This window comes from Rhodococcus sp. USK13, assembly GCF_018343855.1.
GTDB classification, from domain to species: domain Bacteria; phylum Actinomycetota; class Actinomycetes; order Mycobacteriales; family Mycobacteriaceae; genus Rhodococcus_F; species Rhodococcus_F oxybenzonivorans.
The window spans coordinates 4,654,266-4,670,716 of the sequence record NZ_CP069242.1 but is presented as its reverse complement, the minus strand read 5'-3'; the positions used below and the strand labels follow the sequence as shown (position 1 = coordinate 4,670,716).

Genomic DNA, 16,451 nt, shown 5'->3' with positions numbered 1-16,451 from the left:
TTCCGGGCGTGCCGACATCCAAGATCGAGCGCTTGATGAACCTGGTGATCTGTCTGCTGTCCACCAGGCAGTTCCTCACGGCCGAGAAGATTCGCGAGAGCGTAGCCGGATACGCCGACTCCGCCAGCGACGAGGCCTTCAGTCGCATGTTCGAGCGCGACAAGAACGAACTCCGTGACCTCGGTGTGCCCCTCGAGACCGGGCAGGCGTCGCGTTTTTCCACGGTCGAGGGCTACCGCATCAACCGCAACGCGTACGAACTTCCCGACATCGACCTCACCCAGGAGGAATCGGCGGCCGTGGCGGTGGCGGTGCAGTTGTGGGAGTCGCCGGAGCTGACCTCGGCAGCACAGGGTGCGTTGCTGAAATTGCGGGCGGCGGGGGTGCAGGTGGATCCCGACTCTGCGGCCACCCCCGTTACCGCCGCCCCGGCACGCACACGAGGGTCGGAACCGGCGCTGGGCAAGCTGCTGGCCGCGATCGATGCCGGTCGTGCCGTGCACTTTCCCCACCGGGGGGCGCTCAACGAGCCGTACACCGAACGCACCGTGGAGCCGTGGGGTGTCGTCACAGCGCACGGTCGCTGGTATCTCGTCGGCCACGACGTCGACCGTGGCGCCGTGCGGACGTTCCGGCTCTCGCGGATCGGTGACGAGGTGACGGCGTTCGGCCCGGCCGGTGTGGTGCACAAGCCGGCCGACGTCGATCTTCGTGCAATCGTGGATCGGGTCACCGGATCGGGTGCGGTCACCGGCACCGCAACGGTGTGGGTAGCCGAAGGGCGAGCCCAGGAGTTGCGCCGACTGGGCACCACCACCGGGGAACGGCAAGTGGCCCAGCGCAGCGGAAGTGTTCTGCAGATTCCGGTGCGGTCGCGGGACTGGATCGCCCGGCTGGTTGCCGGACACGGGGCGGATGCATTGGTCCTCGACCCACCGGAACTGCGCGACGACGTGCTGGCCAAGTTACGGGACGCGGCGGGACAGGGGGCGCGGAGTGAGTAACAGATTGTCGTCGAGACTTTCGCGGCTACTCAATTTGGTGCCGTACTTCATCGCGAATCCGGGAATGAGCGCGGCGGAAGCCGCCGCCGAACTCGGGGTGACGACCACCCAGTTGATGACCGACCTCAATCAGTTGTGGGTGTGCGGGTTGCCGGGGTACGGCCCCGGCGACTTGATCGACCTCTCGTTCTCCGAGGAGAGCATCGAGGTGACGTTCTCGGCGGGCATCGACCGTCCGCTGCGGTTGACGTCCACCGAGGCGACCGCGCTGCTGATTGCTCTGCGTTCGCTGGTCGAGATGCCCGGCATGGTTGACCCTTCGGCGGCGCACAGCGCGATCGCGAAGATCGAGGATGCCGCCGGCACGGCCGCGGCGCGTACCCCGGCAACGGTGTCGCCAGGCCGGGAGACTGCCGAGGACGTGGAAGAAGACCCCATCGCCGCAACGGTGCGCGCCGCCCTCCATCATCGCCGCGCACTCGACCTCACCTACTATTCCGCTTCGCGGGACCGGGTGAGTGAGCGCACGGTGGATCCGGTCCGCATCGTGCTGGTCGACAACCACAGCTACCTGCAGGCGTGGTGCCGTCAGGCCGAAGGGGCGCGTCTCTTCCGGCTCGACCGCATCGACGCCGCCACCGAATTGGAGGAGCCCTCCACACCGCCGGCGCAGGCGCTGGTGCGGGATTCGAATCTGGAACTGTTCAGTGGCGACCCCTCCCTACCGCATGCCCGGCTGCACATCAGCGCCGAGTGCGTGTGGGTGCTCGACTACTACCCGATGGATGTGCTGGCCGTGGGTGCGGACGGTGCCGTCGAGGCGAGCATGAGCTACGGGGCACTCGAGTGGATGGCGCGGCTCCTCCTCGGCTTCGGTGGTGGCATCACCGTCCTCGAACCGGTCGAGCTCGTCGAGGAGGTGCGGCGCCGCGCGGTCGAGGCCCTCGCGGCGTATGAGGCCGTGGACGTCTGAGTCAGCGTCGAGGACTGCTCGCCGATGTGCGTTCACCGCGTTCGGTGAGGAAACCGACAGTCGAATCGCAGCGTGACTAGCCGGTTTCGACGCGGCTGGTCCGGGGCCGGTCCGGTAGCATCGGGGTCACCTGATCTTTTGGAGGTTTCATCATGGGAGCCATGAGCCCCTGGCACTGGGCCATCGTTGCGTTGGTCGTTGTCATCCTTTTCGGTTCCAAGAAGCTGCCCGACGCAGCTCGTGGACTCGGCCGCTCGCTTCGCATCTTCAAGAGCGAGGTCAAGGAGATGCAGAACGACAACAACGCTCCGGCACCCACCGCGCAGCAGAGCGCGCCCGCCGAACTGCCCGTGGCGGATACCACCACCACGCCCGTCACGCCTCCCGCTCCGGTGCAGCCGCAGCACCCCGAGCACAAGTCGGCGTAGTCCGAGCCGTCTGGCAACCGGGGTGACCTCGTCACCCCGGTTGCTTGCTGACCGAGACCGGTTCGCCTGCTGATCAAGACTAGGGCCCATAGTGCGTATTCCGTTCGATCCGCGACACAGCAAGCGGAGGACCAATCCCGACGGCACCATGTCGTTGGTCGATCACCTGTACGAGTTGCGCACGCGACTGCTCCTGTCCGTGCTGGCGATCCTCGTCACTACCGCGGTCGGCTTCTTCTGGTATTCCCATCAGCTTCTCGGCATCGAGAGCCTGGGTGAGCTGCTGCGCGGGCCGTACTGTTCACTGCCCGACTCGAGCCGGGCGGATCTCAGTAGCGACGGCGCGTGCCGGCTGCTCGCCACCGGACCGTTCGAGCAGTTCATGTTGCGGTTCAAGGTGGCTTTCACCGCGGGCATCGTTCTGGCGTGCCCGATCTGGCTGTACGAGCTGTGGGCCTTCATCACGCCCGGCCTGTACGCGAAGGAACGCCGCTACGCCATCGGCTTCGTGGTGTCGGGGGCGCTGCTGTTCGTCGCCGGAGCGGTGCTGGCGTACGTGGTGGTCGCCAAGGCGTTGCACTTCCTCTTGACGATCGGCGACAACGTTCAGATCACGGCGCTCGGTGGTGCCGAGTACTTCGGGTTCATCGTCAATCTCCTGATCATCTTCGGTGTCAGTTTCGAGATTCCGTTGCTCATCGTCGCGCTGAACTTCGTCGGCATCTTGCCGTACGCCAAGCTCAAGGCATGGCGGCGCGGGTTGATCTTCGCGTTGTTCGTCTTCGCCGCGATCGCCACGCCCGGGCAGGACCCGTTCTCGATGCTGGCGCTCGCGCTGGCCCTGACGGTGCTGTTCGAAATCGCCGTGCAGATCGCCCGCCTCAACGACCGAAGGAAGGCGCGGCGCAGCGAACAGGAATGGGGGGCGCTGGACGACGACGAAGCGTCGCCGATCGCCGCCCCGAAGGATCTGGACGAGGCCTTCGACGCCGCGCCGACACCGGTTCCCGAGCCCGCCGGCCGCTTCCGGCGTGGCCGCAAATCCGGCCGGTCCGGTTCAGCGCTCCAGGGTGACGGCGCCACCACGACCGGCCCCAACACACCGGGTCAGGACTTTTCCGACACCCTGTGACAATCTGACGGGGTGGCTGTAACAACAGGCGAGGCAACCGGCGGCACCGAGCTCGACGTGTTCTCGGAACTGCTCGGTTTCGTCCTCGACCCCTTCCAGATCAATGCTTGCCGCGCGCTCGAGGCCGGGCACGGTGTCCTCGTGTGCGCACCGACCGGTGCAGGCAAGACAGTGGTCGGTGAGTTCGCCGTGCACCTCGCCCTCGCGTCGGGGCGCAAATGCTTCTACACCACGCCCATCAAGGCGCTGAGCAACCAGAAGTACGCCGAGTTGGTGCGCAGGTACGGCAAGAATTCGGTGGGTTTGCTGACCGGCGATTCGAGCATCAACTCCGACGCCCCCGTGGTGGTGATGACCACCGAGGTCCTGCGCAACATGCTGTACGCCGACTCGCCGGCGTTGCGCGGTCTGTCCCATGTGGTGATGGATGAGGTGCACTTTTTGGCGGATCGGTTCCGCGGCGCGGTGTGGGAGGAGGTGATCCTGCACCTGTCCGAGGACGTGCGGCTGGTGAGCCTGTCGGCGACGGTGAGCAACGCCGAGGAATTCGGTGCCTGGATGGAAACCGTCCGGGGTGACACCACCGTGGTCGTCGACGAAACCCGCCCGATCCCGCTGTGGCAGCACATCATGGTCGGCCGTCGACTGTTCGACCTCTTCGACACCCGGGCCCGCACCACGGACGGCCGCCGCGACCTGGTGGTCGACCAGGACCTGGTCCGGCACGTCAAGCAGCGGCAGGCACTCGAGCGGGTCGACCCTTGGGAGTCGCGTGAACGTGGGCGGCGAGGAGGCCGAGGTGGGGTTCCGAGCGACTTCCGCCCGCTGCCGCGTCCGGAAGTCATTGCCCGCCTCGACGACGAGGGGCTGCTGCCGGCCATCACCTTCATCTTCAGCAGGGCCGGCTGCGACGCCGCCCTGGCGCAGTGCGTGCGGTCGCGGCTCGACCTGACGAGTGCCGAGCAGGTAGCCGAGATCCGCACGATCATCGACGCCCACACCGGTGACCTACCGAAGGCGGATCTCGAAGTGCTCGGCTACTGGGAGTGGCGGAAGGCGCTCGAGCGGGGACTCGCCGCGCACCACGCAGGCATGCTGCCCGCGTTCCGTCAAACCGTCGAGGAGTTGTTCGTCAAAGGGCTGGTCCGCGCGGTCTTCGCCACGGAGACATTGGCGCTCGGCATCAACATGCCCGCCCGCACGGTGGTCCTGGAACGGCTCGTGAAGTACAACGGCGAAGCGCACGCCGAATTGACGCCGGGGGAGTACACCCAGCTCACCGGCCGCGCCGGTCGCCGCGGCATCGACGTCGAGGGGCACGCGGTGGTGCTGTGGCAGCCCGGGGTGGAGCCGGTGGACGTCGCGGGCCTGGCCTCCACCCGTACCTTCCCGCTGCGCAGTTCGTTCCGTCCCGGCTACAACATGACGATCAACCTGATCGACCGGATGGGTGCTCCCGAATCGCGGGCCCTGTTGGAGAGGTCGTTCGCTCAGTTCCAGGCCGACCGTTCCGTGGTCGGGCTGACGCGAGGTATCGAGCGCAACGAGGCGGCGATGGCCACCCTGCGGGAGCGGCTCGGCGGAGAAGACGGCGAGTACTTCGAATACGCGCGGCTGCGAGAAGAACTGAGCAGCAGGGAGCGGGCCCTCGAGCGACAGGGCCGCAGCGAGCGCCGCGACGCCGCCGTCGAGTCCCTCACCTCGTTGCGGCGCGGTGACGTGATCGCGATTCCGGTGGGCAGGCATTCAGGTCTGGCCGTCGTCCTGGAACCAGACCGGGACCCGACCGATCCGAAGCCGCTGATCCTGACGGAAGGGAAGTGGGCGGGCCGGGTGTCGGCCGGCGACTTCCCCGAGCCCGCACGGTCGCTGGGCTCGATGCGGATGCCCCGCCGAGTCGACCATCACACCGCCCGGGTTCGCCGCGATCTGGCTTCGGCGTTGCGCAGCACCGGCATTGTCGTGCCGGGACGCCGCAAGAAGAAGAAGGCGGGCGCCGCCGACGACGCGGAGATCGCGCGGCTACGGCGGGCGATCCGTCAGCATCCCTGCCACTCCTGGCCCGACCGTGAGCAGTTGAGTCGGATCGGTGAGCGGTATAACCGGCTGGCCCGCGAGACCGAGACCATGCGGCAGAAGGTGGCCGCCACGACCAACTCGTTGGCCCGCACCTTCGACCGCATCCTGGCGCTGCTGACCGAACGTGGGTATGTCACTGCGGGTGAGCATCCGGAGGCCACCGAGGACGGTGCCCGACTGAGTCGAATCTATTCGGAGAGTGACCTTCTCGTCGCCGAGTGCCTGCGCCAGGGCGTGTGGAAGGGGCTGGGCCCCGCCGAGCTCGCCGCCGTCGTCTCGTCCGTCGTCTTCGAATCGCGGCGCGAAGGCGACACCATCGAACAGGGTGGCCCCGGGGCGTTGCGGTACGCGCTCGACGAGACGGTGCGGGTGTGGCGGGATCTGCGGGCCGAGGAGATCCGGTACAAACTGCCGCCGACGCGTGAACCCGACTTGGGGTTCGCCTCGGCCATTTTCCAATGGGCGAGCGAGAATTCGCTGGTCGACGCGTTGATCGCCGCCGGCGATCAGGGGCGCGCTCTCTCGGCGGGTGACTTCGTCCGCTGGTGCCGACAGGTGATCGATCTGCTCGAGCAGGTCCGCTCGACGTCGCCGGACCCCGGGGTGAGCAGGGCGGCCGGCCGGGCGGTGTCCGCGATCCGTCGTGGTGTCGTCGCGGTGGATGCAGCGTGACCCGGCGACTGTGTGGTTCGATTCGCACGCCGTCCGACGACCCGAATGCGGGTGCGGGGCGCTACGGTATGACGACAAGTGACACGTGAGCGGGAGGCGACGATGAGCGGCCCTTACGGACCGAACGACCCGAACGGACAGTGGGGCCCGGGTCAGGGTAACCCTGACCAGACCGGCGGCCAGTACGGGTCGCCCCAGTACGGTCAGCAACCACCTGCCCAGCCGTGGGGGCAACCGGCACCGGGGGGTCAGCCGGGGCAACCGCAGTGGGGTCAGCAACCGCAGCAGCCCGGCCAACCGCAGTGGGGTCAACAGCCGCAACCCGGCCAGCTCGGTCAACCGGGTCAGCAGCAATGGGGTCAACAGCCCGGCCAGCCCCAGTGGGGTCAGCAGCCCGGGCAACCTCAGCAGTGGGGACAGGCTCCCGGTCAGCAGCAGTGGGGTCAGCCGCCGGCGTCGTCCGGCAAGTCGAAGGTGCCGTGGATCATCGGTGGTGTGGTGGCGCTGCTGGTGGTCGTGGGCGTGGCACTGGCCCTCGCGTTCACCGTGTTCGGCACGGACACCCTCGACCAGAAGGCCGCCGAGGAGGGTGTCGAGCGCATCGTCACCGAATCGTACGGTGCCGAGAACGTGTCCGGCGTGTCCTGCCCGGCTGACCAGGAAGTGAAGGAGGGCAACAGCTTCGAGTGCACGCTCACCGTCGATGGTGAGAAGAAGCGAGTCACCCTGACCTTCACCGACGACAAGGGCACCTACGAGGTCAGTCGTCCCAGTTAGATCCGGTAGTCCGCCGCGGTCGGTCCCTACGGGACCTGCGCGGCGGCCACCGACTGCATCGCCGCCGTGAGGCGGGCAACGGAACTGCCGATTCCGAGTTCTTCCGCCAGTCCGCCGAGCCGGTCCGCATCGACCGGTTCGGCGGGCAACGTGTCTTCACGGGACAACACGACGTCGGCGTCGCGTACCACCCGTACCACCGGCAGGGCGGCGTCGAGATAGTCCGCTGCCGCAGCGAATTTCGCGCGCGCCCCCTTCGCCATGTCCGATTCCGGATCGAGTGCGGCGGCCCGCAGATTCGCGAGCGATCCGTATTGCATGATCAGGCTCGATGCGGTCTTCTCACCGATGCCCTTCACCCCGGGCAACCCGTCCGAGGAGTCGCCGCGCAGCAGGGCGAGTTCGGCGTAGGCGTCGCCGGCCCGGTCCGCCGGCACCCCGTATTTGGCGGCCACCTCCGCCGGACCCAGAAGTTCGGCCTTCGCCAGGCCGCGCACGACGTACAGGACGCGGACCGGCACCGGTTCGTCGGCCACCACCTGCAGGAGGTCGCGGTCTCCGCTGACCACGATGGTCGGGTCGCGGGTCTCGGTGGCGGCGAGGGTGCCGAGCACGTCGTCCGCCTCGAGACCCTCGGCACCGGCCGTTGCGATCCCGGCGGCGGCGAGGACCTCGAGGATCATCGGCACTTGAGGAGACAGCGTGTCGGGCACCTCTTCCTCTGCCCCGTCGCTCTCCTCGGCGACCCGGTGCGTCTTGTAGGTGGGCACTGCGGCCACCCGGAACGCCGGCCGCCAATCGAGGTCGAGGCACACGGCGAGCCGGGAGGGCCGGTGGGTGGTGATCAGCGCGGCCATCATGTCGGTGAATCCGCGTACGGCGTTGACCGGTCGGCCGTCCGGGGACGTGATGGAATCGGGCAGCGCGTAGTAGGCGCGAAACCACAGGCTGGCACCGTCGAGGAGAAGCAGGGGCTTACTCATGGCTCACATACTGCCAAACGGCATTAACCTGAGCGCATGAGTTCCCTCGGAGCGTCCACGTCCCGCTTCCCCGCAGCCAGTTACGCCGACCGGATTGCCCGGGCCGGCGCGCTCGCCCGCGAGTCCGGACTCGACGGCCTGCTCATCACACCCGGTCCCGATCTGCGGTATCTGCTCGGTTCCCGCGCCGAATCGTTCGAAAGGCTCACCTGCCTGGTGATTCCGGCGACCGGTGAGACCGCCTCGGTGGTCGTGCCGCGCCTCGAATTGGCATCGCTCACCGAGTCGGCGGCGTCCGAACTCGGCGTGAGGGTGCTCGACTGGGTCGACGGGGTCGACCCGTATGCCCTGGTCGCCGGAGCGCTACCGGCGCCGGCGCGAACCGCCGTCACCGACGCCATGCCGGCGTTGCATCTGCTGCCCCTGGCCCAGGAGCTCGGCGCGCTGCCCGTTCTTGCAACCGGAGTGCTGCGCGAGTTGCGGATGGTCAAGGACGAGGCCGAGATCGACGCCCTTCGCCAGGCAGGTCGGGCGATCGACCGGGTGCATGCGCGGATGGGCGAGTTCTTGACGGTCGGCCGCACCGAAGCCGAGGTCGCCGCGGACATCACCGCCGCCATACTCGACGAGGGGCACACGGAAGCCGCCTTCGTGATCGTCGGATCGGGCCCGCACGGCGCCGATCCTCATCACGAGGTGTCGGACCGGGTAATCGAATCGGGTGACGTGGTGGTCATCGACATCGGCGGCCCCGTGGACCCGGGGTATAACTCCGACTCCACCCGCACCTACTGCATGGGCGAACCGGATCCGGCGGTGGCGGCCCGGGTGGCCGTCCTCGAGGCGGCGCAGGCGGCGGCCGTCGACCTCGTTCGTCCCGGGGTGGCGGCGGAGGCCGTCGATGCGGCCGCGCGGGACCTGCTGGCGGCGGAGGGCCTGGCCGACGCCTTCGTCCACCGCACCGGTCATGGCATCGGTCTTTCCGTACACGAGGAGCCGTACATCGTGTCCGGCAACGCGATCGAGCTGACGGAGGGGATGGCGTTCAGTGTGGAACCGGGAATCTACTTCCCCGGGCAGTGGGGGGCTCGCATCGAGGACATCGTCGTCGTCACCGCCGACGGCTGCGAATCCCTCAACACCCGGCCGCACGGGTTGACGGTCCTTCCCGGCTGATCCGGCTCGGCCGATCCGGACGTGCGGCAGGGCCTGCCGCCACGGGTAGTAACATCTAACCTTTGTTCGCGACCGCACTCGCCGCCGCCCGTCGGCGGCGGGTCGGGATCACAGATCAACCGAAGGTGTCATGGAGAGCGTCGCCCCGAAGGTAACCGTCGTCGTACCGACGTACAACGAACGCGACAACCTGCCCAAGCTCGTCGAATTTCTCGACGCGTTGCAGATCGCGAACATGCACGTGCTCGTGGTCGACGACAACTCGCCGGACGGTACCGGCGACGTCGCCGAGAAGCTCGCGATCGACGCGCCCATCCCGGTGGGCGTCCTGCACCGCACCGTCAAGGACGGGCTCGGGCGCGCCTACGTGGCCGGGATGACACGGGCGCTCGACGAGGGCGCCGACATCGTCATTCAGATGGACGCCGACCTGTCGCATCCCGCCGAGGCGATCCCGCGCATGGTCGAGACACTGACGCAGACGGATGCCGCGGTGGTGCTCGGTTCTCGCTACGTGGCCGGCGGTGCGGTTGCCAGCGACTGGCCCTGGCACCGTAAAGCGCTGTCGGCGTGGGCCAATTTCTATGTCAACGCGATTCTGCGGCTGCGGGTGAAGGATGCCACCGCCGGGTTCAAGGCCTGGCACGCCGACACTCTGCGGGCGATCGACGTCCACGGGGTGCAGAGCAACGGCTACGCCTTCCAGGTCGAGATGAACTACCGGACCGTGCAGCGCGGCATGCGCATCGCCGAGGTGCCCATCCGTTTCGAGGAGCGCACCGATGGTGTGTCGAAGATGAGCCTGGGTGTGCAGATGGAGTCGGCGCTGGTGCCGTGGAAACTGCGGTTCAGTGGCCGCGCAGCGAAGCGGAACCGAGCACGCGGCTGACCGCGATCTCGACGACCACCCGGGTCGGATTCTCGCGCGGCTGCCGGTAGCGGGCCGCGTACCGCGCGACCGCATCCGCCACCGCCTCCGGGTCGGTGAGCACCCGGGACGGCCCCTCGAGGGTCATCCACCGCGGGCCGTCGACCTGGCTCACCGCGGCGTACCCGCCACGGTCGGCGTTGAGCGCCTTCTGGGACGAACCGTTGGTGATCACCCGTGCGATGCCGTGCTCCTGATCCCAGGTGAAGCCGACGGCCACCACATGGGGGGTGCCGTTCTTGCGCAGTGTGGTGAGGGTGCCGAGGTGATATTCACCGAGGAAGGTGAGAGCTGAATCGGTGAGGCGAATCGGTGCCTGGGGGGTGCGGTCCATGACCCGACGGTAATCCAGGACACTGGACCGGTGAGCCTGGGATCGAAGAGGAACAGCCGACAGCATGTGGACGACGGGGCGGTACTCCTGCTGGGCGGGCGCAGCGAGATCGGTCTCGAGATCGCGACCCGGCTGGCGCCCGGCCGCACGATCGTCCTGGCGGCGCGCCGAAGCGGCGACCTCGCCGCTGAACGGCAAGCGTTGCTCGACGCCGGTGCGTCGGCCGTGGAGTGCGTGGAATTCGATGCCGACGACCTCGGCAGCCACGAGGGCCTTCTTCGGTCCGTCGTGACCGCGCACGGCCCGGTGGCGGTGGCGGTGCTCGCGTTCGGCATTCTGGGCGATCAGGCGCGCGCCGAGCGGGACGCACGACACGCCGTGGCGGTGGTGCACACCGATTACGTCGCACAGATCAGTGTGCTGACTCATCTGGCCACCCTGCTCCGCGCCCAGGGGTCGGGACGCCTGGTGGTGTTCTCGTCCGTCGCCGGAGTGCGGGTACGGCGGGCCAACTATGTGTACGGGTCCGCGAAGGCCGGGCTCGACGGATTCGCCTCCGGACTCGGGGACGCCCTCCACGGCAGCGGGGTGTCCCTCATGCTGGTCCGGCCGGGTTTCGTCGTCGGACGGATGACGGAGGGGATGTCCGCGGCACCGATGTCGAGTACGCCCGGGCAGGTCGCGGACGCTGTGGGCCGCGGACTGCGCCGGGGGTCGGCCCGGGTGTGGGTGCCGGGACGGCTGCGCCCGGTGTTCTTCGTTCTGCGGCTGCTGCCGCAGGCACTCTGGCGCCGGATGCCGCGATGAGTGATGTCGTCGCCGTAGTGGGTATCGGCGCGGACGGCTGGGACGGGCTGTCCCCGCGCGGGCAACGGGAGATCCGGGAAGCCGACGTGCTGATGGGCTCGAGCAGGCAACTCACGCTGATCCCCGAATCTCCTGCGCTGCGGGTTGCATGGCCGTCGCCGCTGGTGCCGGCGCTCGGTGGTCTGTTGGACGCTCATGCCGGCCGGAAGGTGTGCGTGCTGGCGAGCGGCGACCCGATGTTCCACGGCATCGGGGTGACACTGGTCGAGCTGCTGGGTCCGGAACGGGTGCGCGTTGTCAGCCATCCGTCTTCGGCGACGCTGGCCTGCGCCCGGTTGGGCTGGCCGGCGCACGACACTCCCGTGGTGAGCCTGGTGAGCCGGCCGCCCGAGACTTTGTTGCCCGCCCTGCACGATCAGGCGCGCATTCTGGTGCTCAGCCGCGACGAACACACCCCGGCCGCGGTGGCCGCGCTGCTGCGAGGTCACGGGTTCGGCGACTCGCGCCTCACCGTGCTGGGGGAGCTGGGCGGGCCCGGGGAATCCCGGGTCGACGGGACGGCGTCGACGTGGAACCACGACGCCGGGACCCGGCTGAACGTAATCGCCGTGGCGTGCCGCGCGGGCGCAGACAGCCCACGGCTGACCAGGCTTCCCGGCCTCGCCGACGCGGCGTACTCGGGTGACGGCCAGATGACCAAGCATGAGATCCGGGCACTGACGCTGTGCGCCCTGGCGCCCGCTCCGGGAGAGGTCCTCTGGGATGTGGGCGGCGGGTCGGGCACGATCGCGATCGAATGGATGCGCAGTCATCCCCGGTGCCGGGCCGTCGCGTTCGAGCGTGATCCCGCGCGCGTTGCCCAGATCGAGGCGAACGCAACTGCACTCGGGGTGCCCGCCCTCACCGTCCACGGTGCCGCGCCCGCGGCGTTCGGTGCCGTACGGGAACAGGAGGGACGCGTGCCGGACGCCATCTTCGTCGGAGGCGGCCTCACCGAGGACGGTGTTCTCGACGGGTGCTGGTCCCGGCTCCGTGACGGCGGCCGATTGGTGGCCAACGCCGTGACGGCAGAGTCGGAGGCGCTGCTGCTGCGGTGGTTCTCCGTGCACGGCGGGCAGCTTCGCAAGTTCCAGGTGTATCGCGGCCAACCGCTCGGCGGATTCACCGCCTGGCGTCCACAATTGCCGGTCGCGCAATGGTCGGTGACGAAGCAGGCGAAAGGTGACTCAGCATGACGGTCTACTTCATCGGGGCCGGTCCGGGAGCGGCCGACCTCGTCACCGTGCGGGCACAGCGCATCATCGCGGCCAGCCCGGTGTGCCTCTACGCGGGAAGTCTGGTTCCCCGAGAGTTGCTCGCCGAATGCCCCGACGGCGCACGGGTGATCGACACGGCCCGCCTGAGTCTCGACGAGATCGTCGCCCTGCTGATCGAGGCCGACGCCGCCGGTCAGGATGTGGCGCGGCTGCATTCGGGGGATCCGTCGATCTTCAGTGCGGTCGCCGAGCAGGCGCGCAGGCTCGACGCCGCGGGCGTCGAGTACACCCTGGTGCCCGGAGTTCCCGCGTTCACCGCTGCGGCGGCGTCGCTCGGGCGGGAACTGACGGTGCCCGGCGTGTCCCAGTCGATCGTGCTGACCCGGGTGTCCACGTTGTCCACCGCTATGCCGGAGGGAGAGGATCTGCGGTCGCTGGGTCGCAGTCGCGCCACCCTCGTGGTGCATCTGGGGGCGCACCGGATCGATCAGATCGCCCTGGAACTGATCGAGAACTACGGTCGCGACTGCCCGGCCGCCGTCGTCGCCTTCGCCTCCCGACCCGACGAGATCGTGTTGCGCGGCACCCTCGCCACCATCGCAGACCAGGTGAAAGCTGCCGGCGTCACGAAGACGGCTGTTGTGATCGTCGGCAAAGTCCTTGCTGCCGAGGGCTTCCCGGACAGCTACCTGTATTCGGCCGCCCGCGAGCGCACCACCCACTGACCGTGCGGCGGATACTGATCCTCGGAGGTACCGGGGAGGCGAGGTCGCTGGCAGCGGCATTGGCGGATGATCCGTCGATCGACACCGTGTCGTCCCTCGCCGGCCGGGTTCGGGATCCGCGGATCCCGGCCGGCGACGTCCGGATCGGCGGGTTCGGCGGAGAGGACGGCCTCGCGGACTGGTTGCGGGGCAACCCCGTCGACGCGATCGTCGATGCCACCCACCCGTTCGCCGCACGCATCACCGAGAACGCGGCCGAGGCGGCCCGGCGCTGCAGAATTCCCCTGGTCGTGCTGCGACGGCCCGAGTGGTCACCCGTCCCGGGTGACGACTGGCGCCGCGTCCCGGACCTCTCCGCGGCGGCCGCACTCCTTCCCGGGCTCGGAACGCGCATCTTCCTCACCGTGGGACGGCAGGGGGTCGGGGCATTCGCCGACCTGCGTGCACTGTGGTTCCTCGTGCGCGCGATCGATCCACCGGAAGTCGACCTTCCCGCGCGCTCGACTCTGCTTCTCGCCCGCGGGCCGTTCACCGTGCCGGCAGAGATCGACCTCATGCGGGAGTACCGCATCGACGTACTCGTCACCAAGAACAGCGGTGGTGAACAGACCGCCGCGAAACTGCGCGCGGCGCGCGACCTCGGGCTTCCCGTGGTGATGATCGACCGCCCGCCCTTACCCTCCGCCGCCGCGATCGTCGGCGACGTTGCGGGCGCACTCGACTGGATCCGCTCGGACCGGTAGGTCCCGGCACAGCGTCAACACGTGACGGCGGGCGCGTCCTCCGACAGGGGTTTGCCCGCCGGTTCGGTGTAGAACGCCAGCAGAACCAGTGGAACCTCACCCAGATTGGAACCGATGTGCACGTGGTCGCTGCCGAAGTTCTCGGTGATCGCCTGCCCGGCGGCGGTCACCACTGTGGTGCAATCGTCCAGAGTTCTTGTGAGAACCCCTGATTCGACGAACGCGTAGACAGGGCCGTCGTGGTAGTGCCACCCCGTGGTGCCGCCGGGGGCGATTTCGATGCGGCGCAGGGTGAGATCGGTGGCACCGGTCTCCGCGGAACCGGTCATGGCGGGCACGGTGGTTTCGAACAGGATCTGCGCCGTCACGCCCGACGACGGAGTGGCCTGCGCAGGGGAGGGAAGAAGCACCGCCAGGGCTACACAGGACAACGCAGCCAGACTCGGTTTGACGGACATCGCCACCACCTCTCGGGGCACGGAAGTGCCCGAACACCTCAGCCTACGGTTGGCGGGGTGACCCACGGGCCCGTTTCGGGATCGGATACTTCGGGCCCATTTTCGCCTCCCGCGCCCACCACACCGGGTTAGAGTCGGAACGGTTTTTCCTTCGTCAGCAGGGTGGGATCACGATGAACTTGGTGAAGAAGTCAGTTGCGTCGGCTCTCGTTGCGGGGGCGTTGACCATGGGAGCGGGTACGGCGCACGCCGATCCGGTGGAGCCGAGCGGAATCGTGCCCGCTCAGGTTGCTCCCTTCCGGCACGAGGTCGACAAGCAGAAAGCCCTCGAGAACATGCTCAACGAGCTCGGCGTCGGCTGGGCCAACGGCGGAGCGGCGGGGACGGCGATCGGCGCCCTGATCGGTCTCGGGGTGGGGTGTGTGTCGATGTTCCCCGGTAGCCTCGCCGGTTGCATGATCGGGACCCCCATCGGCGCCATTACGGGCGCCATCGTGGGTATCGGTAACGGAAATCCCAGGGCGCAGCAGGCCATTCAGGAGTACATCACCACGCCGTAGCGGTGAGCGGTGGCCCGGACGGTGACCGTCCGGGTCACCCACGCTTGCGGAGAGCGGCGATCACGGGCGCGAATACCTCCATGTAAGGGTCGTGGACGGTGATGTACGAGAAGCCGTACCGTTCGCGGTGCCGCGCGAGTTGTTCGGCCATCTCGTCGACGGTTCCCAACAGCAGATACGGCGTATCGAGCACGGCGTCGGCTGTCATGCTTCCGGTCATCCGTTCGGCGATGCGCTGTGCCGCGGACTTTCGGTCGTCTGTCTCGACGACCATCTGCACGAGCAGGTGCCATTCGATGCCGTCCGCCCGACTTCCGGCGTGCTTGCGCACGAATCGGATTCGTTCGTCGGTTTCTTCGGCTGTGGCGAGCCGGAACGTTCCCGGCGGCTTACCGGGAATCTGGAATGTGCCCGCCACCCCGACGGTGTCCGCGTGTGCCGCAGCGATGCGCAACACACGATCACCGGTGCCGCCGATCAGCAGGGGCGGTCCCGACCCTTCGAAGCCCGACCGCTGGAGTGGTCGGGGTGCGTCCCGTTCTTCGGGGAGCTCGTCGAAATCGGTGGTGAAGAACGTGTGCAGGTCGTCGACCGTGGTCGCCAACTGTTCGACCCGCCCACCGAACGGTTTCCACTCGATGTCGGCGGCGTCGAACTCCCACTTCATGTGCCCCGCGCCGAGACCGATCTCGAGCCGGCCGTCGGTGAGGACGTCGGTGGTCGCGATATCCCGCGCGAGGAGGGCCGCGTTCCAGAACGGAGCATTGAGTACCAGGGTGCCGACCCGCTGCGGGGTGGCGTCGGCGATGGCCACCAGCAGCGGAAACGGTGCCGGTGCGCCGAGATGGTCGGCGGCGAGCACCACGTCGTAGCCCAGTTCCGCGCTGCGGCGACAGCGATCGATCAGCGCGTCGCGGGAACCGACATCGAGGATGTTGAAGGAGAACCGGAAATCGCGCATGACCACCACGATGCCTGATCGGCGGGGGAGTGCGCAGGAAATCCGGGACCGCTGTCGTGAAGCGATGGTAACGATAGTTCCGCGGTGAACGACCTAACGGCACAGAACTGTCGTGTCCCCGCCACGTGAAGGAGCTTTCGTGCAGAAGAAGTCCGTTCGGCGAACCGCAGCACTCGTCGGCCTCCTGGCCGCACCCCTCGTTCTCGGATCCACCGTCGGGGCAGGCACGGCCGGGGCCGACCCCTGGCATGTCGGCCCCGTCTACCGCGCCGAGACGTCCGGTGAAGGTGGCGAGTACTTCTGCAACAAGGCGGCAGCGCTCGAGAAGACCACCGGTTACATCATCATCCCCTGCACCTTCGATTCCGCGGCGGACGTGTGGTATCGGGTGGTGTTCAACCCGGTCAACTGGGCTTTCGACATCTGACCCGTGACGAGTCGGGTCGGCGCACCTG

General features: G+C 68.2%; 18 protein-coding genes. 14 read left to right on the top strand and 4 right to left on the bottom strand.

What is annotated here, in order from left to right:
• Positions 1 to 8 precede the first annotated feature (8 nt).
• The 6 genes from JQT59_RS23910 (at position 9) to JQT59_RS23885 (ending at position 7,065) form a co-directional block, all read left to right on the top strand.
• Entirely contained in the window at positions 9 to 1,004 is a 996-nt protein-coding gene (locus JQT59_RS23910) for a helix-turn-helix transcriptional regulator (protein ID WP_213572267.1), read from the top strand.
• Positions 997 to 1,977, top strand: a complete 981-nt coding sequence (locus JQT59_RS23905) for a helix-turn-helix transcriptional regulator (protein ID WP_213572266.1) — start codon at positions 997 to 999, stop codon at positions 1,975 to 1,977. The genes JQT59_RS23910 and JQT59_RS23905 overlap by 8 nt, the downstream gene beginning before the upstream one ends.
• A gap of 152 nt (positions 1,978 to 2,129) precedes the next feature.
• Entirely contained in the window at positions 2,130 to 2,405 is a 276-nt protein-coding gene (tatA, locus tag JQT59_RS23900; RefSeq protein ID WP_159922037.1) for a Sec-independent protein translocase subunit TatA, read from the top strand.
• 91 nt (positions 2,406 to 2,496) lie between these two features.
• Entirely contained in the window at positions 2,497 to 3,537 is a 1,041-nt protein-coding gene (tatC, locus tag JQT59_RS23895; RefSeq protein WP_213572265.1) for a twin-arginine translocase subunit TatC, read from the top strand.
• Positions 3,538 to 3,549: 12 nt separating this feature from the next.
• Entirely contained in the window at positions 3,550 to 6,288 is a 2,739-nt protein-coding gene (locus JQT59_RS23890; RefSeq protein WP_213572264.1) for a DEAD/DEAH box helicase, read from the top strand.
• 102 nt (positions 6,289 to 6,390) lie between these two features.
• Positions 6,391 to 7,065, top strand: coding sequence for a DUF4333 domain-containing protein (locus tag JQT59_RS23885; RefSeq protein WP_109335067.1), 675 nt, complete (start codon positions 6,391 to 6,393; stop codon positions 7,063 to 7,065).
• 26 nt (positions 7,066 to 7,091) lie between these two features.
• Here JQT59_RS23885 and JQT59_RS23880 read toward each other — a convergent pair whose 3' ends face one another.
• Positions 7,092 to 8,048, bottom strand: a complete 957-nt coding sequence (locus JQT59_RS23880) for a 5'-3' exonuclease (protein WP_213572263.1) — start codon at positions 8,046 to 8,048, stop codon at positions 7,092 to 7,094.
• 36 nt (positions 8,049 to 8,084) lie between these two features.
• Here JQT59_RS23880 and JQT59_RS23875 point away from each other — a divergent pair, with 36 nt between their 5' ends.
• Positions 8,085 to 9,224 (top strand): M24 family metallopeptidase, encoded by a 1,140-nt coding sequence (locus tag JQT59_RS23875; RefSeq protein WP_213572262.1) that lies wholly within the window; start codon positions 8,085 to 8,087, stop codon positions 9,222 to 9,224.
• Positions 9,225 to 9,354: 130 nt separating this feature from the next.
• The gene (locus tag JQT59_RS23870; protein WP_159922049.1) at positions 9,355 to 10,113 is read left to right on the top strand and encodes a polyprenol monophosphomannose synthase; all 759 of its coding nucleotides are present in this window, start codon (positions 9,355 to 9,357) and stop codon (positions 10,111 to 10,113) included.
• On the opposite strand, the gene JQT59_RS23865 is transcribed toward JQT59_RS23870, so the two are convergent.
• Complete coding sequence (locus JQT59_RS23865) at positions 10,073 to 10,486, bottom strand: TIGR03618 family F420-dependent PPOX class oxidoreductase (protein ID WP_159922051.1); 414 nt, start codon at positions 10,484 to 10,486, stop codon at positions 10,073 to 10,075. The genes JQT59_RS23870 and JQT59_RS23865 overlap by 41 nt on opposite strands.
• A 30-nt stretch (positions 10,487 to 10,516) precedes the next feature.
• On the opposite strand from JQT59_RS23865, the gene dprE2 reads away from it, so the two are divergent.
• Genes dprE2 through JQT59_RS23845 form a run of 4 tightly spaced genes read left to right on the top strand, consistent with a single transcriptional unit; the run spans position 10,517 to position 14,017 of the window.
• The gene (gene dprE2, locus JQT59_RS23860; RefSeq protein ID WP_213572261.1) at positions 10,517 to 11,293 is read left to right on the top strand and encodes a decaprenylphospho-beta-D-erythro-pentofuranosid-2-ulose 2-reductase; all 777 of its coding nucleotides are present in this window, start codon (positions 10,517 to 10,519) and stop codon (positions 11,291 to 11,293) included.
• The gene (cbiE, locus tag JQT59_RS23855; protein WP_213572260.1) at positions 11,290 to 12,528 is read left to right on the top strand and encodes a precorrin-6y C5,15-methyltransferase (decarboxylating) subunit CbiE; all 1,239 of its coding nucleotides are present in this window, start codon (positions 11,290 to 11,292) and stop codon (positions 12,526 to 12,528) included. The genes dprE2 and cbiE overlap by 4 nt, the downstream gene beginning before the upstream one ends.
• Entirely contained in the window at positions 12,525 to 13,274 is a 750-nt protein-coding gene (cobM, locus tag JQT59_RS23850; protein WP_213572259.1) for a precorrin-4 C(11)-methyltransferase, read from the top strand. Before cbiE ends, cobM begins: the two co-directional genes overlap by 4 nt.
• A gap of 2 nt (positions 13,275 to 13,276) precedes the next feature.
• Positions 13,277 to 14,017 (top strand): cobalt-precorrin-6A reductase, encoded by a 741-nt coding sequence (locus tag JQT59_RS23845; protein WP_213572258.1) that lies wholly within the window; start codon positions 13,277 to 13,279, stop codon positions 14,015 to 14,017.
• Between the two features lie 14 nt (positions 14,018 to 14,031).
• Here JQT59_RS23845 and JQT59_RS23840 read toward each other — a convergent pair whose 3' ends face one another.
• Positions 14,032 to 14,475 carry a cupin domain-containing protein gene (locus JQT59_RS23840; protein WP_159922061.1) on the bottom strand — a complete coding sequence of 148 codons (444 nt, stop codon included), beginning with the start codon at positions 14,473 to 14,475 and terminating at the stop codon, positions 14,032 to 14,034.
• 173 nt (positions 14,476 to 14,648) lie between these two features.
• On the opposite strand from JQT59_RS23840, the gene JQT59_RS23835 reads away from it, so the two are divergent.
• Positions 14,649 to 15,035 carry a hypothetical protein gene (locus JQT59_RS23835; protein WP_213572257.1) on the top strand — a complete coding sequence of 129 codons (387 nt, stop codon included), beginning with the start codon at positions 14,649 to 14,651 and terminating at the stop codon, positions 15,033 to 15,035.
• Positions 15,036 to 15,069: 34 nt separating this feature from the next.
• Here JQT59_RS23835 and JQT59_RS23830 read toward each other — a convergent pair whose 3' ends face one another.
• Positions 15,070 to 15,996 (bottom strand): LLM class F420-dependent oxidoreductase, encoded by a 927-nt coding sequence (locus JQT59_RS23830; RefSeq protein WP_213572256.1) that lies wholly within the window; start codon positions 15,994 to 15,996, stop codon positions 15,070 to 15,072.
• Between the two features lie 139 nt (positions 15,997 to 16,135).
• Here JQT59_RS23830 and JQT59_RS23825 point away from each other — a divergent pair, with 139 nt between their 5' ends.
• Complete coding sequence (locus JQT59_RS23825; protein ID WP_159922067.1) at positions 16,136 to 16,423, top strand: hypothetical protein; 288 nt, start codon at positions 16,136 to 16,138, stop codon at positions 16,421 to 16,423.
• Positions 16,424 to 16,451: the final 28 nt, after the last annotated feature.